16 protein-coding genes are annotated in these 22,609 nt (G+C 45.3%); all 16 read right to left on the bottom strand.

The genetic code is table 11. The features are described 5' to 3' along the window. Positions 1–60 precede the first annotated feature (60 nt). Positions 61–2,835, bottom strand: coding sequence for an isoleucine--tRNA ligase (gene ileS, locus MAHAU_RS06705; protein WP_013780971.1), 2,775 nt, complete (start codon positions 2,833–2,835; stop codon positions 61–63). 10 nt (positions 2,836–2,845) lie between these two features. Next, positions 2,846–3,385, bottom strand: a complete 540-nt coding sequence (locus MAHAU_RS06700; RefSeq protein WP_245543942.1) for a DivIVA domain-containing protein — start codon at positions 3,383–3,385, stop codon at positions 2,846–2,848. A 16-nt stretch (positions 3,386–3,401) separates the two neighbouring features. After that, positions 3,402–3,671 (bottom strand): YggT family protein, encoded by a 270-nt coding sequence (locus MAHAU_RS06695; protein ID WP_013780969.1) that lies wholly within the window; start codon positions 3,669–3,671, stop codon positions 3,402–3,404. Then, positions 3,668–4,135, bottom strand: coding sequence for a cell division protein SepF (locus MAHAU_RS06690; RefSeq protein ID WP_013780968.1), 468 nt, complete (start codon positions 4,133–4,135; stop codon positions 3,668–3,670). The genes MAHAU_RS06695 and MAHAU_RS06690 overlap by 4 nt, the downstream gene beginning before the upstream one ends. Before the next feature lie 15 nt (positions 4,136–4,150). After that, complete coding sequence (locus tag MAHAU_RS06685) at positions 4,151–4,852, bottom strand: YggS family pyridoxal phosphate-dependent enzyme (RefSeq protein ID WP_013780967.1); 702 nt, start codon at positions 4,850–4,852, stop codon at positions 4,151–4,153. 7 nt (positions 4,853–4,859) lie between these two features. Further along, a complete protein-coding gene (gene thpR / locus MAHAU_RS06680) occupies positions 4,860–5,414 on the bottom strand; it encodes an RNA 2',3'-cyclic phosphodiesterase (RefSeq protein ID WP_013780966.1) in 555 nt (184 codons plus the stop codon). A 98-nt stretch (positions 5,415–5,512) separates the two neighbouring features. After that, on the bottom strand, positions 5,513–6,481 hold the full coding sequence (locus MAHAU_RS06675) for a Gfo/Idh/MocA family protein (RefSeq protein ID WP_013780965.1): 969 nt from the start codon (positions 6,479–6,481) through the stop codon (positions 5,513–5,515). A gap of 311 nt (positions 6,482–6,792) precedes the next feature. Beyond that, on the bottom strand, positions 6,793–7,812 hold the full coding sequence (locus MAHAU_RS06670; protein ID WP_013780964.1) for a uroporphyrinogen decarboxylase family protein: 1,020 nt from the start codon (positions 7,810–7,812) through the stop codon (positions 6,793–6,795). A 120-nt stretch (positions 7,813–7,932) separates the two neighbouring features. Further along, complete coding sequence (locus MAHAU_RS06665; protein ID WP_013780963.1) at positions 7,933–8,970, bottom strand: uroporphyrinogen decarboxylase family protein; 1,038 nt, start codon at positions 8,968–8,970, stop codon at positions 7,933–7,935. A 306-nt stretch (positions 8,971–9,276) separates the two neighbouring features. Next, the gene (locus tag MAHAU_RS06660) at positions 9,277–10,182 is read right to left on the bottom strand and encodes a glycyl-radical enzyme activating protein (RefSeq protein WP_013780962.1); all 906 of its coding nucleotides are present in this window, start codon (positions 10,180–10,182) and stop codon (positions 9,277–9,279) included. Between the two features lie 50 nt (positions 10,183–10,232). Further along, the gene (locus tag MAHAU_RS06655; protein WP_013780961.1) at positions 10,233–11,021 is read right to left on the bottom strand and encodes an IclR family transcriptional regulator; all 789 of its coding nucleotides are present in this window, start codon (positions 11,019–11,021) and stop codon (positions 10,233–10,235) included. Between the two features lie 95 nt (positions 11,022–11,116). Continuing rightward, the gene (locus MAHAU_RS06650) at positions 11,117–13,276 is read right to left on the bottom strand and encodes a pyruvate formate lyase family protein (RefSeq protein WP_013780960.1); all 2,160 of its coding nucleotides are present in this window, start codon (positions 13,274–13,276) and stop codon (positions 11,117–11,119) included. A gap of 116 nt (positions 13,277–13,392) precedes the next feature. Next, positions 13,393–15,339 carry a hypothetical protein gene (locus MAHAU_RS06645; RefSeq protein WP_013780959.1) on the bottom strand — a complete coding sequence of 649 codons (1,947 nt, stop codon included), beginning with the start codon at positions 15,337–15,339 and terminating at the stop codon, positions 13,393–13,395. 71 nt (positions 15,340–15,410) lie between these two features. Further along, the gene (locus MAHAU_RS06640) at positions 15,411–19,973 is read right to left on the bottom strand and encodes a glycosyl hydrolase family 28-related protein (RefSeq protein WP_013780958.1); all 4,563 of its coding nucleotides are present in this window, start codon (positions 19,971–19,973) and stop codon (positions 15,411–15,413) included. Positions 19,974–20,038: 65 nt separating this feature from the next. Beyond that, positions 20,039–21,667 carry an extracellular solute-binding protein gene (locus tag MAHAU_RS06635; RefSeq protein WP_013780957.1) on the bottom strand — a complete coding sequence of 543 codons (1,629 nt, stop codon included), beginning with the start codon at positions 21,665–21,667 and terminating at the stop codon, positions 20,039–20,041. Positions 21,668–21,726: 59 nt separating this feature from the next. After that, a complete protein-coding gene (locus tag MAHAU_RS06630; protein ID WP_013780956.1) occupies positions 21,727–22,608 on the bottom strand; it encodes a carbohydrate ABC transporter permease in 882 nt (293 codons plus the stop codon). Position 22,609: the final 1 nt, after the last annotated feature.

The raw sequence follows: 22,609 nt of genomic DNA, 5'->3' as shown, positions 1-22,609 counted from the left end.
CACTCACAATCCAATGATATATAAAAAGCCCGCTTATACGGGCTTTTAAGTTGCCATTATCTATACGTTATCGGAACAGCGCTCGCATATGGTAGGATGTTCTGGGTCCGATCCTATCGTGTCGCTGTATACCCAACAGCGTTCGCATTTTTGGCCCGATGCTTTATGCACATGGATCCTTAATCCATCTATGGTTTCGGCTGATACCGCTTCTTCGGGTGCGCTGCCGTTTTTGACAGCAGCCTGAGACGTTATAAATATCTCGCTCAAATGAGACTCTTCGCTTTTCAGAAAATCGTACCACTGTCCACCGGCATATATATCCACTCCGGCCTCTAAAGATTGGCCTATCAGCTTTTGGCTGCGCGCTGTTTCCAAAGCTTTCAGCACTTCATCGCGCACTTCTATCAATTTATCCCATTTCTCCATAAGCGCACTATCTATATAACTACCGTCAGCTACCGGCCACGATGCCAGGTGCACGCTTCGGGTATCATTACCGGCGCTGTGCGGCATATAGCGCCATATCTCTTCGGCTGTAAAACTGAGCACTGGAGCCAGCATCCTTACCATAGCATCCAGTATGGCATACAATACGGTCTGCGCCGAACGCCTCTCTTTGGAATCGGCTCTATACGTGTAAAGCCGGTCCTTTAACACGTCCAGATAAAAATTGCTCATATCGACCACGCAAAAACCGTATATAGCATGATGCACCACATGGTATTCATAGTTGTCATACGCTTCGGTTACCTCTTGTATCAGTTGATGAAGGCGCATAAGAGCCCATCTGTCGATTTCTTTCAACTCATCATATGGCATGGCGTCGGTATCGGGATTAAAATCGTAGAGATTGCCCATCAGAAAACGCGCTGTATTGCGTATTTTGCGGTATACCTCGGATAATTGCTTCAATATGGATTTCGATATACGCATATCGTTTTTGTAATCGGCCGACGTAACCCAGAGCCGCAATATGTCTGCGCCATACTCCTGGACGACGTCCTGCGGATCCACTCCATTGCCCAGAGATTTAGACATCTTGCGCCCTTCGCCGTCGACTACCATGCCATGAGTTAATACCTCATCGTAAGGAGCGCGTCCGCGCGTGGCCACCGACGTCAGAAGGGATGACTGAAACCAACCCCTGAACTGATCATAACCTTCTAAATACATATTAGCCGGCCAATGCAGGTCATCCCTCGTCTCCAAAACGGCCGCATGGCTGGAACCCGAGTCAAACCATACATCCATTATATCTTTTTCTTTTGTAAAGCTCCTACCCCCGCAATGCGGGCATACAAAACCTTCAGGCAATATGTCGGCTTCATCCATGGCAAACCATGCGTCCGAGCCTTTTTGTCTGAACAAATCGCTGACAGCAGCCACTGTCTCATCGTTTATGATGGCTTCGCCGCAATCCTTGCAATAAAATATCGGTATGGGTACACCCCATAGGCGCTGCCTGGATATGCACCAATCATAGCGCTCACGGATCATACCGCTCATGCGCTCCTGCCCCCATGCCGGCGTCCATTTAACCGACGCCACCGCATCCAAAGCCTGTTGCCTGAAACCGTCTATCGAGGCGAACCACTGCTCGGTCGCTCTAAATATAACAGGATTCTTGCACCGCCAGCAATGCGGATACGAGTGCTGCACCGTTTTAACAGCCAGCAGCATCTTATTGGCATTCAACTCTTCTATTATAGCCCTGCCGGCATCCTCATAGAACATGCCAGCGAATTTACCGGCTTTTTGAGTCATATACCCCTTATCATCCACGGGGTTTAATACCTCAAGGCCGTATTTGCGCCCTACTTCAAAGTCTTCCTGCCCATGGCCTGGCGCTATATGAACGCAGCCCGTGCCCTGCTCCAGCGTTACATACTCTCCCAGTATCACAGGCGAGAACCTATCAAAGAACGGATGTTTGGCTTTAATACCTTCCAGTTGCTTGCCCTTAAACCGCTTTAATATGTCATAATGCCCCAATCCAGCATCAGCAGCCACCGAATCGATTAGAGCGACGGCTAAAACATATACTTCACCATTGTCAAAGCGCACCAATCCGTATTCTATATCGGGATTAAGGCATACAGCCATATTGGCCGGCAGTGTCCATGCCGTAGTGGTCCATATAACCAAATATGCATTATCCACGCCGTCAAATAAGCCTTTGTCATCAACCACGGGAAATTTAACATAAAGCGATTCGGTAGCATGATCGGCATATTCTATTTCGGCTTCGGCCAGGGCAGTTTCGCAATCAGTACACCAATATACCGGTTTGAGGCCTTTATATATATACCCCTTTTTAGCCATCTCGCCAAATACTTCGATCTGTTTGGCTTCAAATTCCGGTTTTAATGTAAGGTAGGGGTTGTCCCAATCACCTCTGATACCCAACCTTTTAAATTCATCCTTTTGTATATCGACGTATTTTAAAGCAAAATCCCGGCACATGCGCCGGAACTCTACTGGATCGGTTTCATATCGATTGACGCCCAGTTTCTTTATGGCTTGCGACTCTATAGGCAAACCATGTGTATCCCAGCCCGGCACATAAGGGGCTTTATAACCTCTCATGGATTTGAATTTTACTATTATATCCTTCAATATCTTATTTAACGCATGTCCGAGATGAATGTCGCCGTTGGCATACGGCGGCCCGTCATGCAGTATGAACAGCGGCTTTTGGTCATTGACTTCAAGTGATTTTCTATATAGATCGTTATCTTCCCACCATTTAAGTATCGCCGGTTCCCTCTGTGATAAATTGGCCTTCATGGGGAAATCGGTTTTTGGCAAATTCAATGTCTTGCTGTAATCCATCTTCGCTATATCATTCCTCACCATCATTATTTTGTTCTAAGAATGTTTCATTTTTTATCAATTCCAATTGCGTTTCCAAAAAGCTGCGGAATTGCGTCTTGAATATTTGCAGCTGCTTTTTCTTATCCTCTATCTCCTTATGGATGTCAACCACTTCTTTATTAGCGTTGGCTATTATCGCTCTGGCCTGGTTTTCAGCATCCTGTATTATGAGCTCGGCCTTTTTCCGGGCATTATCGGCAACGTCATCGGCGGCCTTTTGCGCGGTCAATAAGGTTTCTTTTAATGTGCCTTCTATTGCTTTATAATGTCTCACCTCATCGCTCAGCATAGCAATGCGGTCCTTTAGGTCGAGATTTTCTTTATATAGTCTTTCATAATCCACTACGATCTCGTCTAAAAACTCGTCTACCTCTTCCTCGCTGTATCCTCTAAATCCGCGTGAAAATTCCTTATTATGTATTTCCATAGGCGTCAATACCATAACGTTACCTCCTTTATTCTCCTTTAAGATATCGGCCTTGCCTAGTACCCCAGGGTCTATTTCCATGAACATTCTGCCTCCTCTATGCTAATCCTTGCAGTACGGCGATCAATATCTGTATTACTATTATGGCCAGCAATGGCGATATGTCTATAGGCAGATTAGCCATGGGCATACGCTCTGTCAATCGCCGAAACGGATCTAGGATCGGTTCGGTAAAGCGCCTTATAAACTGCATTATCGGATGAAACGGGTCCACTACCCATGACAACAGGGCCTCTATAACTATAAGCCATGAAAATATCTGTAACAAGTATATGAAAGCGACTATCACAGCCCTTATAAACGTCATCTATGCCCTCCTATGTCGTCGTTACTATCAAAAAATGATGTATAAAAATTATCATCCTCGGTGCTATTCAATATATTGCCGCTTAGCTCTATATTGCTCGGTACTACTATGAATATACTTTTCGAAACCTTCTGCACATTGCCATCCAGTGCATAGGCTGCACCGCTGGTAAAATCCAGTATACGCTGTGCCATAGCGCCGTCCAACGCTTCCAGATTCAGCACCACTGGCCGGCGATTTTTTAGATGGTCTATAACCGTTTGGGCATCGTCATATGAGTATGGCTGGCACAACATTATCTTAGCATAAGCAGCACTGTGTATATTCACAACTTTGGCCTTCTTTTTTGGCTGCTCATATGCAGTTTCCTCCTCATATGCACCATTAAATTCCTCTTCTTCATCTATTATATCATCTTCCAGCCCCATAATATTCAGTATTTTTGAAAATACGCCGTTAGCCATTTTGGTATACCTCCTTCATGTATTTATCGGCCTTTCGCCGAATATAGCCGTTCCAATCCTGACCATATTGGAACCTTCTTCTATCGCTACCTCAAAGTCTCCGCTCATGCCCATGGAAAGATACTTCATTTCCACATTGTCTAGTTTTAGTTTTTCTATCTTAAAGCTCAATTCTTTCATCTGTGCGAAATACGGCCTTACAATTTCGGGATCATCTGTTTGCGGCGCTACGGTCATTAACCCTTTTATTCTTATATTCTCAAAAACCGCACTCTGCTTTACAAAATCGATAACATCTTCTACCGCCACACCGCCCTTGGACGCTTCGCCGGCAACGTTGACTTCTATAAGTATATCCATCATTCTATTTGCTATTTCGGAGCGCTTATCTATTTCCTTTAGCAGCTTGAGGCTATCCACCGAATGTATAAGCGATACCCTGTCTATTATATATTTCACTTTGTTTGTCTGCAAGCGACCTATCATATGCCAGCGCACATCATCCGAAATATAAGGATACTTCGCCGTCAATTCCTGCACACGATTCTCCCCCAGGTCCTTTATGCCATAATTCACTGCCGCTTTGATACGCTCCACATCAACCGTCTTTGTGACAGCTATGAGCACTATATCATCAACCGAGCGTCCAGAACGTTCAGCCGCTTTCTTTATGCGCTCCTTTACACGATCTATATTTGAGGCTATGTATTCATACAATAGGCTATCACCTTCCAGATAAATCAAATTGCTTTACCGGCGTATATACGCGTCGGCCGTCTATAACGCGGCTATCCATAAGACAGAACGCTCTTACGTATATAAGGTCCTTCCCTGCACTGACAGTATCCTTTAACTGCTCAAACGGCACATCCAGCTTTACATCCTGTCCCAGCGTTATATGTGGCGAAAACCGATTGTCATCCCTGAAGTTCAAAAGTGCTAAAGTATCTTTCACATCGCGCTGTAAAGCATTTAAAGCATCCTGATCGCCTTCTATACCGAGCCATACCACTCTAAAAACGCCGCGGCCCTTAAAAAATCCGATCTTCCCGAGGCACAGCTCAAAAGGAACGTGCCTTCCAGCTACCTCACCCATCAAAAGGCAAATCCTATCCATCTCCCCGGGCGTTATCTCGCCTAAAAACTCCAATGTCAGATGAAAATTATCCATCTGTTTCCATCGCCCGGCTGTTGCATGATTTTGCACCGCCTGTTGTACATGCACTATATTCTTTTTTACGTCATGGTCAAAATCGACAGCAATAAACGCTCTCATCATTCACCCGGATAAAACAAATTTTTTTTATTATATCATCTTTGCACCGTTTCAACAACCAAAAATGCGAAAATCTTTCATGATCATAGGTTCCTTCGTAACTATTTGTTAGAAATTGCTCCTTTTTTTGCTCTGATAACCATTCGCGTCGGATGCAACTCGTTGTCGAGCGTTAATGGCATGCTATCTCTTCCTAAAAGCGAATCTATATACATATCAAAATAATTCTTTACAGGTTTAGTAGCATCGATCCTGCCAAAATCCTTATCCCCTATTATAAGGCGCGTCTTGGTTCCGCCGTCAGTAGCCTCTATAAAACCCTTTGTGCCAAAAATCCTCAAGTGCTCGTTACCCCATAGTCCAAACCCTTTCGGATTGAGGTAATTTGCTATTATGCTGGCAACGCCGCCATTATCCAGTGCGGCCATGAACGATACCGCCATCTTCAAACCACCGTTTCGAGGATTGCCAAGCCCCGTTTCAATAGCATATATGTTTTTTATCTTCCGGCAGGCGACGTGTTCGATAAAACGGAAAGCATGAACCGCATTTTGACAGATCAGACCTCCGTCGATATCTTCATCCTGCGGGCGGCCGTCATGATATGGGTATGATTTCTGAGCAAATACCTGTACGACAGTCCCGATAGTCCCGTCCTGGACGATACTTCGCATAGTATAATACGGTTGTTCAAAAGCTGTACCCGCCATCTCGTGGAATTCCATCCCAGTCCTGTGCGCCGCATCGATGATAGCATCCAGGTCTTCTTCGGTCATCGCGCATGGTTTTTCGGCATATACGTGTTTGCCCGCCTCAAGGCACCGTATGGCCTCGGATGCCTGATCTCGGCGCCTCGGTGAACACAATGAAACCAGTTCGACTTCTTTATCTCCAAGCATTTCGTCGAGCGTGATATAATGTTTTATCAGCGTTGAGTCTCGAAGTGCAGGCGGCAACAGCGATAGATCAAATGCTGCAGTTGCAACTAGCTGTGCATAAGGATGATTTTCCAGCATTTTATGAATCTGATGCCCATTAGTACCATAAAGCCCGATCTTAATTTTCATCATTATGATTCCTCGTTTCATCCAAATAATACATGTGCTGTTTATGATACTATTATAAAACATTCAACACAAAAAAGCTATAAAATGGACATTTATTATCTAACAAAACCTTAACTTCCCACGATATGGATTATGCGGTGTCTTATCAGGTTTCTGAAAACTCAGCATGGCGGCTATAAAGCCCTAAGACGACGACGCGGTTTGAAAAGAAGCAGGCCTGCCCGAGAAGGTCTGCTTCTTCATCTGTGGCCGCAGGCTTTTCACACCATTGACCGTTCATTAATCGGCGATAGCTTCAAACCAGCGCCTGCGTTTCATTCATTCCAGCATGTCAGCACGGCTTCGATATTTTCAAGCGGAACGTCTTTCCCGACTTCGCTCTGGCCGATCAGGCCGCCTCCGTTCACAAAAAGATATTTTTTCATCTTTTCGGCAGTTTTCCGGATGTCTTCCGGCGTACCGTGCGGGAGTATGTCCTGCCTGCTTATCTCTCCCCAAAACGTGATCTTTCCTGCGAATCTCTCGGCCACATTTTCCACTCCCATGCACCATAACTGCGAATTTACCGCGCTGACGCCCATTTCAATGAATTCGGGGCACAGATCCATAATATATCCGTCGCTGTGGAAGAATATATACTTGCCTTTATCCTTTATCATATCGAACAGCTCTTTATAGAGCGGTTTGAAAAAGCTTCTCCAGATATTCGGGGATATGAGAAGCGCTCTCTGCGAGCCCCAGTCGTCGCCGAAGGCTATGGCGTCCACATCGGCGTTTAGCCACGCCTTCAAATATTCTCTGAAAAATTCCATTACGATATCTTTAATTATATAGATCTCTTCGTCCTGCAAGCCGAGATCCCGGTAGAGATTCTCCGGTCCCCGCAGGAACTGCATCCTTTCAAAAAGACTTATCCACCCGCCGATAATAAACTTGCCTTTGCCTCTCGCCTCTTTAATCTTCGCATCAAGCCGTGGCATGTATTCCGCCCATTGCACCTTAAACGCCTCTACGGGTGGCGCATACGCTCTGAGCGCTTCCGCGCCGGTTCCCGCAAACACCGCTTTTTTCACCTCTCCCACCATGCCAGCCTGCAGCACCATCCATTCGCTCCCCCACCCGTCGGTAAACCGCCCTGGCTGATACGTCTTTTGATCATGTGATAGATCAAACGGGCCGTCAAACGAGACAATATCCCTCTCATGGCGGCTCAGCATGTCTTCAAAGGCTTTGCCGTATTTTAAGTATGTAGCCGGCAGCGTCCATAAATCCACGGGGATTTTATCTGGGTTCTTAAATTTTAGGGTACGTATAACTCTTTCTTTGCTATCCATAAAACTCTATCCTCTTTCTGCCTTGTTGAGCTCTTTCTTTTTTTAAAAAAATTTTTGCGCGTCCTCCAAAGAAGCTGGTCGAGCGGCTTCGTCACCTCATCGGCCTGCGCTTTATCCAAATTATCCGCAGCTATCGAGAGCCTGAAACAGCGCTCGAATATTTTCTTCGGGCGTATCCTGCTGAATATGGTGCGACGCCGCGAATATAAAACCGCCGTTATAGCCCAACTTTTCTATAATTTCGCACGTCTTATCCCTCACCATTTCGGGGGTTGCATCGACGAGGAACTGCTGCGTGTCCACGCCACACATCAGCGCGAGCCTGTCTCCGAATTCTTTTTTAACATCTTCTTGAACCATTCCTTCCGCGCTTTCCTGGATCGGGTTCAGTACATTAATCCCTATCTCGACCAGATCCCCTATGACGGGATACATACTCCCGCACGAATGGTAAGCGATAAAAATATCCTTTTTAACAGCCCTGATCGCGTCTATTATGCGTTTCATCCGGGGCTTGAAGTATTTCCTCCACGTGGCTGGCGACATCAGCATACTTTTCTGCGAACCGAGATCATCACCGAGCCATATCCAGTCGACACCTTTTTTGACACACTCTATCGCGACGGCCGTGGTAAACTCCGCGAGCTTATCTAGGAGAACGTCGACCGCCTCATCGCCGAGCGCCATGTCCACCATAAGGTCTTCCATATTGCGGAGGTGATAAGCAGGCTCAAACAGCGATCCGGAGACATCGGCGCCGATAAAGTATTTATCGCCGTATTCATTCAAAAGATATTCGAGATACTTATACCTTTTGGCCGAATACGGATCCGGCAAGCGATAATCTTTTATAAATCCGACATCCTTGTCCTGGAGCGGATGGACCGCCGCCATATTGTAAAAGCCTTCCCTTTTCCATGTTATACCCCATTCATCCGTGAATTCCGAGCCATCCGGGACATCCCTCATCATTTCCCCGTTGATCGAAACCCATGTCTGCAATATATCGTTTCCGCATTTCAGCTCGAGCTCCAAAGGAGATATGCCATACTTTCGTGTGAGCATTTCTATCGCTCCCGTCCCAAACCACACGAAGCGCGGAACTCTGTCAGGCTTCTGAAAATTCAACGCGGCATATACTCTTTCTTTACTGTTCATACGTCAATCCTTCCAATCGAATATTTTCACTGATATAGTAACGATTGCAGTTAAGAAATCTTGCTTGTCTATATCTGGTTTTGCGATTTCTACGGCTGCGCCTTATTTATGATGAATTTCGGCTAACCATATAGCCTTACTGCTATCATCATCATCTTCTTCCAAAACATCTGCACCTGTTGTTTTGCTATCTTGGTTCTATTTTGAGCCTTATATGACCATCATATATCTTAGAGCACGATATCATTTATGACATCGCTGTCATTAAGATTATACTACGGCTTCAGCTATACCTGCAATAAGACATCAACCCCTTTTTACCGGCAGATTCTTTTGCTCAAACACTTCCGCCAGTTCCTGCATTTTTTCATCGCTCGGCGAGTTGTATCCTCGCGCCTTATATTCCATTCCAAGGCTTTCATACTTGCCTTCTCCCAAACGATGAAAGGGCAACAATTCCACAACCTCGACACCCGACAAACATTCTACAAAATCGGCGATAGCCCGCATTTCTGGCACATTATCATTAACGCCTGGGATAACCGGTATCCTTATCCATATATTGGCCTTACAAGAAGCCAGATGTTGCAAATTAACCAATAATTGTCTATTGTTAACGCCGGTGGCATAACGGTGTTTATCCGGATCCATAACCTTGATATCGTATAGAAAAAGATCGACGTATGGCAATACTTGTTCAAAAGCCTCCCATGGCACGTTTCCCGCCGTATCAACGGCTGTATTAAGACCGTTTTTTTTGCTTTCGACAAGCAATTCTTTAATAAATTCCCTTTGCAGCAGCGGTTCTCCCCCCGAGTATGTTACACCTCCGCCTGAATTATCATAAAAAAGCTTGTCCTTCATCACCTCATCCATAACCTCCGAAACGGTCATATGCTTTCCTGTCATTACCAACGCTTCGGCATAGCAGACATCCACGCATCTGCCACAATGCCGGCACAATTCCCGCCTAAACTCCCTTCTTCCGTTCGCATCGATAGCATGTGCTTTCTTAGGGCATACTTCAACGCATTTGCCGCATCCGATGCATTTCTGCGGAAAGAATTGTACCTGAGGCAATGTTGAAAGCGATTCAGGATTATGGCACCAAAAGCACCTTAAACCGCATCCTTTTAAAAATACCGTGGTACGGATACCCGGACCGTCATGAATGGAAAACCGTTGTATATTAAATACAAGACCGTCAGCCATTTGATACCCCATATTTTTGATAAACATTGATTGCCAGGCTTTGGACAATGCTAACGGCTGCCAGCCGAATGTTGGCCGTTATCATATCCCATAGCTATCGACAGGTCGTTAGCAGCCTTTAAGACCAAGGGAAGCGCTTCATCCATTCTTTCTTTCGGAAATCGAAACGCCGGGCTCATAATGCCAATAGCTGCCACTCCCCGGCCGCCTGATCCAAACACTGGCGCTCCTACGCAGCGGACGCCCTCCATATATTCTTCCATGTCGTAAGCCCAGCCGTTTTCTCTTATCTTTTCCAGTTCGGCCATTAATATGCCTGCATCTGTGATAGTATTGGATGTCAATGAGGCAAGCTTTTCACCGATAATCGAATTAAGCACATCCTGCGGGCAATTTGCCAATAAGCATTTGCCGAATGCCGACGCATGCGCATGCATCAATGAGCCTGTTTCGACATGTATCCGTATAGGTTGTTTTGATTCAACCTGATCCAACAGTACCATCCATTTCTCCTGAAGCACGCATAGGTGTACCGTTTCATTTAGTGCATCCCGCAGTGTTTCCATAATGGGCAAAGCCTTCGCCCTCAAGTCTATCCTGCTTCCGACTATCTGTCCAATAATGAAAAACCGCGATCCTAATTGGTACAAACCCGAATCGTTATATTTTTCAAGGTAACCGCGCTCTTCCATCTCCTTGCAGATGCGATATACTGAATTCACTGGAATATCTAGAATCCTGGCAATCTCATTGATCGAATATCCCCTGCTTTCTCTGGATAAAAGCTCAATGATATCCAGCAGCTTTTTAACGGCCGGAGCCGCATATTTTTTAGGCATAAATGCTAAATCCCCCATCTATTTATCATCACATCTCATGTTCGGCGCGCATGATCACTTCTTCCTGCATAAAAGAGGAAAGATGAAAATTATGCCTATCCCGCATTATGCTCAGTACGCTGCAATACAGACATTTTAAGTTCCAGCGACAATCTGTTGAAGTATTCGGAATACCCCCCTACGCGTACGACCAAATCCTCGTACCTTTCAGGATGTATTATAGCGTCGCGCAATACTTCCTGATCCACCACATTTATTTGAATTTGCATGCATCCCAATGCGAAATAGGTTTTGACAAGATTCTTCACCGCACTGCGGCCTTCGGGCGAATCAAAAAGGCTTTTGATCAATCGCAAGTTTACAACCAATGTACCTGGCGCCATGCTATGCTCTATATAAGACACCGAATTCATCATGGCGGTATGGCCGTGTCGGTCCCTACCCTGAACAGGGCCGGCCGAATCGGCGATGGGCTCGCCGCTTTTGCGGCCATCCGGCGTAGCCGTTACATCCTTTCCCGCATCCGCGTACGTTACAAACATCAGACAGCCCGGCAAAAACCTGCCCCCACGCCATGGGGCATATTGTGCAAATTGCTCAAATACGAAATTGGAGATATCACGCGCCAGTTCATCGACCGAAGGCTGATTATTTCCGTATTTAGGACACGCCCTTATCATCTTCTCCAACATTTCGTATCCGACGAAATTGTTTTGTAGTGCTTTCAAAAAGTCCGCAGCATCTATTTGTTTCTTATCAAATACTAATTCCTTTACGGCTATGAGAGAGTCGGCCACATTGCCAAGGCCTCCAACATTAATAACGCTCCAGTTATAGCGTGCTCCACCGGCGTTATACTCTATGCCGGCGTCTATACAGTCATCGATGAGTAATGTCCGTATAGGCTGGGGCAAATACCTGGCCTTAAGTTTTTGATCGATATTGACCTGTTCGGTTACTTTTTTTATAACAGATGCCAAATTGTTCTTGTATGTTTGTAACAGTTCATCAAAACTTCCCGCTTCCACAAAATTAAAATTAAGGGTATCGACCAATACAGAGAGCATGTTTATTCCCGCGTCCAAAGAACCGACATTGGATTTGCCATGTATCATGGTTTCAGTACAGCCGCCAAAAGCGTAATCGTATATGTCTTCATAATGGATATTCAAATGAGCGTTTCTCAAAGCTTTTAAGTATGCTTTTTCATTATACAAAGCAGGTAATCCACATCCGGTACCTATCGTATCCAGCACTGCATCCCATAATTTATCCGGCATATCCTGCCTTGTGCGCAGTGCCAAATTCGGGCGACGCATACCCTTCGCAGCCTCAAGGCATATTTGCGTCAAAGCATTATACGCCGGAGTTCCGTCACGCATGCTACCCCCTATAGCCATGTTCCAGCCGTTATTGTCGTCGATATTACTGAAAAACGCTTTTACAAGAGATACGGCACTTTCATGATCTATCAATCCGGCCTTTTCATCCCTATCATAATATTCGAATAAATCCTGATCAAAACGTCCGGGACTGTCACATCCGTCTATATAGAATATGAAGTTTGCAGCCACCAACGCTTCGAAGAATGTGCGTGCGGGATAAAAAGGCACTTGTTCTAAGGCTGACAACAGGCTACGTATATTCCCTTGATTATTTTGAGCCTCATTTTCCAACTTCACCAATATCCTTCTGTGTAATGCGGCAATGCCATCCAGTATATCCAGAAGGGCGCTATACAACGCCGTAGCCTCTATATCCTCATCAGCCTTAGAAATCCGCAGCTTTTGCTCTATCCTTTTCGCATAAGAATACAAGCCCTCTTTCAATATGCGGCCCGTGTTGGGTATGCTATGGGTATATCCGTCTCCTCCTAATCGGTAGCAAGGTTCAATAGAGCTGCCGCATCTGTAATAATCCTTAAATTCATCATCAACGGCTTTGAGGCAAGCCTTAGCTTCCGGATCTTCAAGAGAATTGGAATAGTTTATCAAAGCAGCTCTGTTATATGACAAAGAGCTTGAATAATGAAAACTCAGGATTGAGTGCTCCGTTTCCCACAAAGCGGACCGGCCTTCCGGATATAAAATACCTTCCTTTAATGCAGGTAAATCGGCATGCTCCAATTGGCAGCGTATACCTCTCGCAATGCGTTTTATCATAGGGGCGTCATAATCTTCATAAATGCCCGCCCCTAAGTATTCCCCGATATCCGCAAGATATTTGGCGACTTTTGCCGCTTCGAGACTATCCACCTTTGCACACCTTCCGTTTTTATGAAACAATAAGCATAAAGATCGCGATACTTATTGTTTTATATTTAATATTAACATCTATATACAGTATAATATCCATCAATGCAAAAGTCAACTTAAACAAAAGGTAACCCGTCAACATCTATTCCACTAATCTTCAACTTAGGAGCCTCCGAAACGCTTCCGTTTATGGAAACGCACTTGACTCCTTCGCTCGCCGGACTGTATTCACATTCCATCGTCAGACCGTCCCTTTCATATTTTGTGCGTCTCATATATGTCCACCGCCAGTGCATGCATGTGAACAACTCATCGCTCGTCTTGACATCTTTCATCATATCTCTAAAATTTTCAAAGCTACCGACCTCATCCTCGCTTCTCACCTCCGAAACAAAACCATTCCCAGTCAACAAGAAACCGCGTCTGGGGAAATCACGCGCCGGTCCTTCGTAATTGTAGAGGGACACCATTACATAATCGTTTGTCTGTTCTACCTTTATAGCATATTCTCTGCCGCAATCGGTCAGTATCAATGGATGGAACGCCATATACACCGGCCCGTCTTTTACGAATACGGTGCATGGCTCGACGCTATGTCCGTCGGGTCCGTTCAGTTTTCCATCTCCTAACCATATCTCTTCCACCGGGCCGTATTGAGCGGGAAAAATCAAAGAAAGTTTGAGGCTTTCCACCCCTTTATGCCCGTATATTTTTGGCTTATACAGCATCATAGCCGTATTGTCATGGTGTATGCCCACCTTTCGTCCCTGATCCCACAGTAAGCTATCGCCGACCTGAGCGTCGAATTGACCGTAGTAATTGTACTGGCCAGGCTTTTTATCGTTTATTATATAACGCGCGTATACCGTTGCTACATCGGCTTGGCTTCGAACCGGCCTGCGGCGTCGGTAAAGCACATGAAAGCTGTCTGTCTGCACACCGCAATGAAATTCGTTGGACGATACGCCCAAAGCATAATCTTGGGTCATATATGTGGACACCGTGCCCGTACCGGCCGGATATTCGTAGACCTCATCCTCCCGGCTTAAATCGATCTTCGGCCTGTCAACCTGAGGAACATCCGTAGAAGGGCCGTATTCGGTAGTAGCCTTAAAAGTAAAGGGGTAGTCCTTGTTAAGCATGGCTTCTACCAGGTAAGCCGGACAGTGATAATAGGTCCCCATAAACCACGTTGTGGATACCTGCATAAATGGCGCGCTGCCATGTATCACTTCGCCCCTTTCCCCATCTTTGGACGCAAATAGTGTATTTACCGGGTTTATAGGCAGCTTATCTCCGAGCAAGGCATATAATATGAACCGGGCCTGGTGCGTATGCCCTGTCGAATCCACCGTATATGCCCTGCTGTATGGCCCCGCTATCTGCGATGTGGACGGGTGATAATGCCCCAATATATCAACCCATATCCTCTCCTCGCATTGAAGGGCTGTTTCCCTCAATGTTTCATCATCTATATAATTGGCGATTTCAGCCATAGCGAGGGCGTGGATGGGCGTATATGTTGGGCTGGTATATTCGGTGGCCACTCCACGTCGAGAAAATAAGCCTTTAAGTTGATTAAGCCTTTTCACGCCGATATCATACAGATCGGGCTTGTCAAAAAGTTTCCCGCCAAACAGAGCCGTATATGTACTCATACACGGGAAATTATCGTTAACGCCTACAAAATCCAAATCTCCGCCCTTGAAGTCGTCAAGGACATTTCCCAGATATGAGCGCAATGTTTCAGCAGCTTCCGCATCCAGCTTATCGCCGTGTTTTATCAGCAATTGCAGCGCGGCCATGGGAGAGAAATGGCAAAACGCGTATTTGGATGTTTTGATTATGGCGTTGGCCAATTCGATAGACTTTTTCTGCCCGCCGGCCAAATAAGCTGAGGCAAACCATAACCGTTCCCTCAAGCCCGGACCGTTCGGCGGCCATACATTCGATATCCAATTGCCATATTCATCAAAATCGTCGATGGTATAATCGATCAAAAGATCGCATACCTGCTGTTCCCTTTGCTTTTGCCCTTCAATATCGTAAAATTGATTGTACATTATAAACCCACCTTACATTTATAAAATAAAATTATTCATTTATCATTAAACCAATCCCTTTTGCCTCTGTTTTATGACCTTACACTTACAGTTACCTTATTCGACTCCACCATCGCATCGTTTAAAATAACCGTCACCCATATATCCGCGACTCCCTCGGTTTGGGCCAATACCCTTTTGCCATCTATTGATGCTACTAACGGCTGACTGCTGTGATAAACTATTTGCGCATGGCCAAGATCAGTCATCAGACCATCTAACAAAATACCTCTAATATCAAAGTTGGACTTCTGCTTTGGTTTTAATTCAATTTTGTCAATATTTAATAACACAGTATTTAGTTGCTCGTTTATCTGATCATAATAAACAGTACCATCGGTATCCGGATCTATTATTTCTGTCTCAACATCGTTAAAGGCATTTCCTTTGATTATTATACCCCAACTTATAGGATTGGAAATATCTTTTTGCCACTGCGGAGCTAATGGGTATCCGGTTCCACCGAGCGAAATACCTCTGTCGATATTGGTTAAAGTATTATTCTCAATAATGATCCCCATCATCGCATTACGCGTGGCCGGCTGAACTTTGTTTGAATTAACGGCATATATACCATTGATATCAGGCGCCTCCGTTTCGCCTGTGGGCGCAGGTGCTGGTATTACCCCGGTAATGGAGTTATTTCTTATAGATATACCATAGACATTATAAGCATAAGCATCGGTTGCTCCATCCTCCAATGCCACTCTAACGCCAATACCACCCACATTGCTTTTAGTAGAAACACCAGTCAGCTCATTAGCTTCCATACGTACAAAATAACCGATAGTAAACCTCGAATCATTAATACTCGGCCTTTCAACATGGTAAGTATTTACATAAAATCCTTCTATGTTTTCACCGCTGTTACCCACCATAACCGAATCGATTACATCATTATAGAACCAGTATCCCTTGGCACCATTCTTTGCGACATTATTATAATAAGTTACCCCTTTGGTGGGAACTAATATTACAAACTTGCTTGTTCCATCCGGTACGACATCCCAAGGTTTATCTATGGTATAAGTATTGCCTTCGCATCCTATCAGAAGCCTATCCTGCCCTAACCCCCGGCCATCGGTTATAACTATATGCCAACCGGCCCATGTATGTTTATCAATATCCCAGTTATTATTGTTTATCTGTTTAGGTGCAACCGTCACGGTGTTTTCATTAGCACCCATTACTTTACCGAACATTTTGGTACCACCACGATAGTTTTCGGTACAATAAGTTTCTCCGTCATTCTGTCCTGGTGTCCCTGTATTTTCCACGATATTTCCCGCGATATAAGAAGGTCCCCTGGTAAATATACCTTGACTGGCTATATCCGCCGTATCCGGATGGCGTCTCATATAATTATCCTCAAACGTTAAATAGACTCCGACTATGCTCAAATTGCCAACCGTAGAATCAAATCTGTTGTTTAATACATGGAGATAACCGCTTATATACGAAGATATCATCGTGGCTTGATAGCCCTTTAGCTCGGAATCTCTAAGCATTACATGGCCCTTTGCCACTACTGTTATACCCATGCCTCTGCCCGGTCTTTTTTCCATCGGATAGTCCATCGCAATCTCTTTCATGAATATATATTCAGCTGTTCTAAGGTTCTCATCATCTATTTGCGGGCCCCAACCATTACCTAACCAGATAAAATGATCGGGAAATGGCTGATCGAGATTTTGTTCATCTATAGTAAGCTTCAGGCATGCTATTCCCTGCCTGCCAACAACGGCACCATCATCCTTCGAATTTATCATATTCCTGTTTGCAGCATCCGTTCCTGTATAAGCATAGGTAAGCACTGCATTCTCTTTGCTCTCGCCCAAAAGTACAACACCGGCAGGAAGAGCTATACCTGTAATCCTGTAATTTCCGTTCGGTATATATACTATACCGCCTCCATCGGTCTTTATATGATCTATGGCTGCCTGAATCGCTACTGTGTCATCGGTTGCGTCATTCGGCAGAGCGCCAAAGTCGGTAATATCAACGCTATTATCCCAATTAAATTCACTCACCCATGCCACATTCAAGTTCAATGGGTCCGGAGCAACTTCGGTTATAGTCAAACTTTGATGATATTCCTCGGCATATTCAAGTTCTCTCCATATATGCCCATCATTGCTTATCAACACATTGTAGTTGCCTTCCGGCACGTCTTCCGGTATCTCAAATTCTATGGCAAACGGATTAACGTCCCCTACCTTTACCCTATATTCTTGTGAGCCATTTGTCAATTTAACACCGGTTTTTTCTTGTGCTCCGAATTCCCTTCCATCAAGGTTTCGGCCCATCACCTTTAGTTTGACACCGGCAAAAGCTGTATTCTCAGATAACCATTGCGGCCTAGGTGCATTAAGCTGTATGGGACTGCTCCATCCGTAGTTATTTTTAACCCAAATATTATACGCTCCGCTTTCAATGTCTTCAGGCAATACTGTTGTAACAAAATGCCCTTCCTCGTTCGTCTGTACCGCTGACAACCTTCTAGCCCTGTCTGATGGAGCAACGGGGACATCATGACCTCTAATTTCCTCTATAGCAATCTCTATAGCATCACCTTGTATGCCTTCACCGTAAATATTTATGATTTCGCCAGGTTTTACAGCATCAGTTATGCGTAAAAGCGCCGGGGGTTGCTGCCAGGCTATGTTCTTTACTTCAAGCTCAGTCGTAGCCTGTGTGCCCAAATAGTGGTCGACATCATCCATATCAAGCACAGCCTTAATGGTATATTTACCGGAATAGACAGGCCGATAGGTCAATGTAGTTTTGCCGTTTTCATCGGTAACAGCAGTACCTATATCGGTATTCATATATTCGGCATATTCGCCGTCTATCACAAATCTGATGTTTTTCCCTTTTAATGGGCTTAATTGTCCGTCTATATCGGCTGTCAGCACTGCCTCAAGCGTAATTTCATCTCCTATATCAATAGAAGGTTCTTCCGAGGTCAACGTGAGCATCGTGCTGTTGTATGCAGGTATGTAAACGTCAACAGGACTACATGACGGAGAATAGCTATAATTATCTTTATATCTCAGCCTATAGCTGTAGTTCGTACCGGGTTGGACGTCTTCATCAACATACGATGCCGCATTGCCGGCTAAAGTAGTTACTATAGAAAAACTTTGTTCATTTTCCGCTTTCCTTTCTATAATAACCTCCGTATCCTCCCGGGTATTCTGCCATGACAGTACGGCCTTCCTGCCGTCGGCATTAGCATTAAGGTTAATCGGCACGTTAGATATTACGTTATCATCAAAGAAAAAACCGGTTATACTGGCTTGCGTAGGCATACCGGGTATCATTGACATCACATGGAGCTTGAACGGGCCGCTTATTATGTAACTCACATACATGCCGTCGCTTATTTGATCTTTTATGAAGATTCGGCTGTCCAAAACGTTATTGTTTACATCCATGATCTCCAGTTTCACATCATCTGTAACGTTTCTCATATAAAACGTAAACAAATGCGGCCGTTGATCATTTACACCGAATATTACTTTCGCATCGGTATATGTACGCCATGTCGTCCATCTTTTTGTATATGGCGGTACTGGTTCTAATACGCCCGGTTGCGATGCTGTATTTGTGGGATTTACAGTAATAGCATAATCCGATAAACTTGCTGCTTGATAAGCATATCCATCTATATAGGACGGCATAACAGCTAAATCGTCGGAACCCGTTTTGCTGACGTTTTGATACTGATCGTTTGGGGCGACTTTATAACCCGGCAATATATACCCGTCACTTCCATATCGATTTATCCACGATCCTTTTGTTGCAATGTCAGACCCGGCAAATTCCGCCGCTGTAGAAAGTGAGTTGACATCAACCGGTACAGCGGTTACTTTTATATTATCCCAATCTATTACCATAGGCTCTGTAGCAGATGTCGAACGGTGCAACAATAGAAAGTCTACACCGGTGAAACTTCCGGCAATCATCTGGTCGTCTATGCCATTATTATCATTTGATGCCCCACTTACGAGATAAAGTTTAATAGGAACTTCTAGCGTATAGTGGCTAAATTTGTTATCCCCTTTAATATCCGCACCTTCCAAGTGCACATAATTAGCAACTACCATGCTTTTATTTCCTTCACCTAGTATAGCGGATTGCCCCCATATACGGAAAAATAAATCAGGTCTTCCGCCACGGCTTCCGCCCAGCATTATATCTACATCAATATCTATTTTGAGTTTCCATTGGCCAGGCAACAACGTATTAAGTTGCTGAAGCATTTGTTGCTTTACGGTAGATGACAAGCTTACCGATTCGTAAACATCCTGTCCCCCGGCAGTGCTTACTCTGGCGAACATACCGGCCGCGGCCGCACCGCTAGCGTTAGATTTACCTTCTTGAACAAAGTCCTTGTTTTCCACAATAAGTTTACTGGGATTACCTGTTGGAGCAAGAACGGATGTCGGTTCATTGCCGTATCCTTCAAAGTCTATATCGCATATGCCTATCGAAGTTTCTTGAGCCTTTGTCGAAGGAACAGTGCCTACAAAATTCATTACTGCCAATATAAACGATAAAGCAAAAACCATAACCCTTTTTATACTTGACATATAGATTCAACCTCCTTATTTTTATATATAGAGAAAGAGGGGATATACCCCTCATAAGCCTTTATTTACTTCTTCATATTCTCTTCATAGAACTGCTGGGCTTCTTCGGTCAGCTTACGGCCGCCTTGATCCAGCCATTCATTGACGAACTTATCCCAATCGGAAAGCGAGCGCTGCCCCGTGATGAACTCGCTGTACGCCGTGGTCTTGAGCTTATCAAGGTTGCCCTGATATTGCGCTGCCGACGGCAGATATGGCCTCATTAGGGCATCGCGTCCCTCCTGCCAATTCGCCAATTCCATATTTAACTTATAGAGATCTTGCGATCTGTATTTAGCTGTAATGCTCGGCAATGCCCAATCGTACACCGGATACAGGTTCTGGAAGAAGTAACCGATACCTTCCTTAGCCCTGGCATTGGGATCGGTATCATATGGCGGCAGATACTTAAGGCCACCGGACGGACCTTTAGCGGCATCGATGAAGTCATATGTCCTGCCTTTTTCTCCCCAGTAAACCCGAATAGCTAATTCTTCGTCCGAAAGAATAGTATCCATCATCTGAAGTATCTTGGCCATCTTATCGGGCTCTTGCGCTAGCGGCGCACCGAATACTACAAAATTACCTCTGGGTCCCCATAGCCAGTCACCGCGATCACCATTGGGTCCCGCCGGTATTGGACCAAAGGCAAACTTGGCATCCGGATTCCTCTTTGACCATGCGTCAAGGGTTGCTCGACCGCTAGGAGCATCAGGATGGAAATTATCAAGAGCCGTCCACCCCATTCCTAATCTCTCGGCGTCAAATTTTTGACCAGCGGTCTGTGGATTATCGGTTATAAACTCCGGATCGATATATCCTTTCTGATACCAATCGTGTAGCAGCGTCAACGCCTGCAATGCTTCGGGCATAATAGTGCTCATTATTACCTTGTCATTGACCACCCGCCACTGTCCGGGCATAATGCCATATGCTCCGAATACGGCGTCGAATTGCCTCACCGGATGCCCGCCCTGTCCTGTACAGCCGTAGGTATCCTTCTTGCCGTCGCCATCGGGGTCACCGTTTACGATCTTATCAAAAGCCTGTGCATATTCATCCAATGTTTCCGGCACTTTTGTTATTCCCAGCTTGTCCAGCCAGTCTTTACGCCATACGGCACCGGTATTGAACTCCGTTCCCACTACCTTGGGTACGGCCCAGTTCTTCCCTTTATATTTACCGATGGCCCATACGCGCGGATCAGTCTCATCGATAAGCTTTGCCGCATTGGGCGCATTCTTCCTTATCACATCCTCGGAAACTTCGGCCAATGCCCCTTGGTCAACCAACGGCTGCCAATTCTGAGGTTCAAATGAAAACATAACATCCGGGATATCGCCCGACGCGATCATAGCAGCCAATTGATTATTGAAATCCGTAAGCGAGTAGGCCTCAATGTCCACATTGAACTTCTCTTCCAAATACTTCTCCGTGGGCGTATCCTTTTCAACGGGGCTACGATCGGCGCTGGTGCCAACCCATTTTATGGTATACTTCTTTTCTTCCGGCTGGGGCGTTGTGCCTTCTTCGGAAGGTTTTTGCCCGTCCGTATCCTCCGAGCCAATTTCCTTTCCGTCGGTGCCGCAACCGGCTATCAATACCGATAATGCCAGTATCAGCACCAGCAACAGTGCAATGAACCTTTTCGACATAGAAAAACTCCTCCTCAAAAATAAATTTTATATATCAAAGCGTTTTATCCGCCACGATATCAACCCTTAAGCGCTCCTATCATTATGCCCTGGGTAAAGTATTTCTGCAAAAACGGATATACTATCAGGATAGGTATGGTCGCAAACATGGTGGCCGCGGATTTTACACTCTCAGCCATCGGCGGTACGGCCGTGTCGGATTGAGGTACGGCTATATGCGGGTCCACGGTGTTCATTACCACCAGTTCCCTCAACAGTTGCTGGAGCACAAATTTGCCGCGGTCATGTATATACAACACGGCATCGAACCATGCATTCCAGTGCCCGACTAGGATCCACAGCGTGATGGTAGCTAAAACCGGCGTGGACAACGGCAACACAATGCGCCAGAGTATGAGCATATCGTTGGCGCCGTCTATCCTTGCCGATTCTTCAAGGCTCTCCGGTATGGATTGAAAGAAATTCCTGACTATAACCACATTAAACGGCGATATGGCCGCCGGAATTACCAATGCCCACACGCTGTCCATAAGCCCCAATCCGCTTACCAGCACATAGGTAGGTATCATACCCCCGCCGAAAAGCATCGTAAATATTATAAGGCCGGTGAAAAAATCACGGTGTGGAAATGTTTTCTTTGCCAATGGATAGGCGGTCGTAACGGTCAAAATAACCGCTATGGCAGTCCCGAGTACCGTTCGCACGACGGTATTATAGAAACCATTCCACATATACGAACGGCCGGCTATCATCTCCCATGATGTGAAATCAAGCTTGGTCGGCCACAAACGGAAGCTCATACCCATAGCCGACTCCCTGGCGCTTATGGATAAAACCAGCGTATGCCAGAACGGATATATAGTAACTATCGCCAATAGTATAAGCAATGTATAGTTGAGCACATCAAATATTATCTCTCCTGAACCGCGTTTAACTTTCATA

Origin of the sequence: Mahella australiensis 50-1 BON (assembly GCF_000213255.1) — a bacterium.
GTDB lineage: Bacteria > Bacillota > Clostridia > Mahellales > Mahellaceae > Mahella > Mahella australiensis.
Note: the sequence above shows the minus strand (reverse complement) of the source record. Positions and strands in the feature narration are given on the sequence as shown.

Bases quoted from the DNA above. Each gene is read 5' to 3' on its own strand.
- MAHAU_RS06630 (WP_013780956.1), bottom strand. From the start codon at position 22,608: ATGAAAGTTAAACGCGGTTCAGGAGAGATAATATTTGATGTGCTCAAC.
- MAHAU_RS06660 (WP_013780962.1), bottom strand. From the start codon at position 10,182: ATGGCTGACGGTCTTGTATTTAATATACAACGGTTTTCCATTCATGAC.
- MAHAU_RS06645 (WP_013780959.1), bottom strand. From the start codon at position 15,339: ATGTACAATCAATTTTACGATATTGAAGGGCAAAAGCAAAGGGAACAG.
- MAHAU_RS06665 (WP_013780963.1), bottom strand. From the start codon at position 8,970: ATGAACAGTAAAGAAAGAGTATATGCCGCGTTGAATTTTCAGAAGCCT.
- MAHAU_RS06675 (WP_013780965.1), bottom strand. From the start codon at position 6,481: ATGATGAAAATTAAGATCGGGCTTTATGGTACTAATGGGCATCAGATT.
- ileS (WP_013780971.1), bottom strand. From the start codon at position 2,835: ATGGATTACAGCAAGACATTGAATTTGCCAAAAACCGATTTCCCCATG.
- MAHAU_RS06635 (WP_013780957.1), bottom strand. From the start codon at position 21,667: ATGTCGAAAAGGTTCATTGCACTGTTGCTGGTGCTGATACTGGCATTA.
- MAHAU_RS06695 (WP_013780969.1), bottom strand. From the start codon at position 3,671: ATGACGTTTATAAGGGCTGTGATAGTCGCTTTCATATACTTGTTACAG.
- MAHAU_RS06655 (WP_013780961.1), bottom strand. From the start codon at position 11,021: ATGCCTAAAAAATATGCGGCTCCGGCCGTTAAAAAGCTGCTGGATATC.
- MAHAU_RS06670 (WP_013780964.1), bottom strand. From the start codon at position 7,812: ATGGATAGCAAAGAAAGAGTTATACGTACCCTAAAATTTAAGAACCCA.
- thpR (WP_013780966.1), bottom strand. From the start codon at position 5,414: ATGATGAGAGCGTTTATTGCTGTCGATTTTGACCATGACGTAAAAAAG.
- MAHAU_RS06690 (WP_013780968.1), bottom strand. From the start codon at position 4,135: ATGGCTAACGGCGTATTTTCAAAAATACTGAATATTATGGGGCTGGAA.
- MAHAU_RS06700 (WP_245543942.1), bottom strand. From the start codon at position 3,385: ATGGAAATAGACCCTGGGGTACTAGGCAAGGCCGATATCTTAAAGGAG.
- MAHAU_RS06640 (WP_013780958.1), bottom strand. From the start codon at position 19,973: ATGTCAAGTATAAAAAGGGTTATGGTTTTTGCTTTATCGTTTATATTG.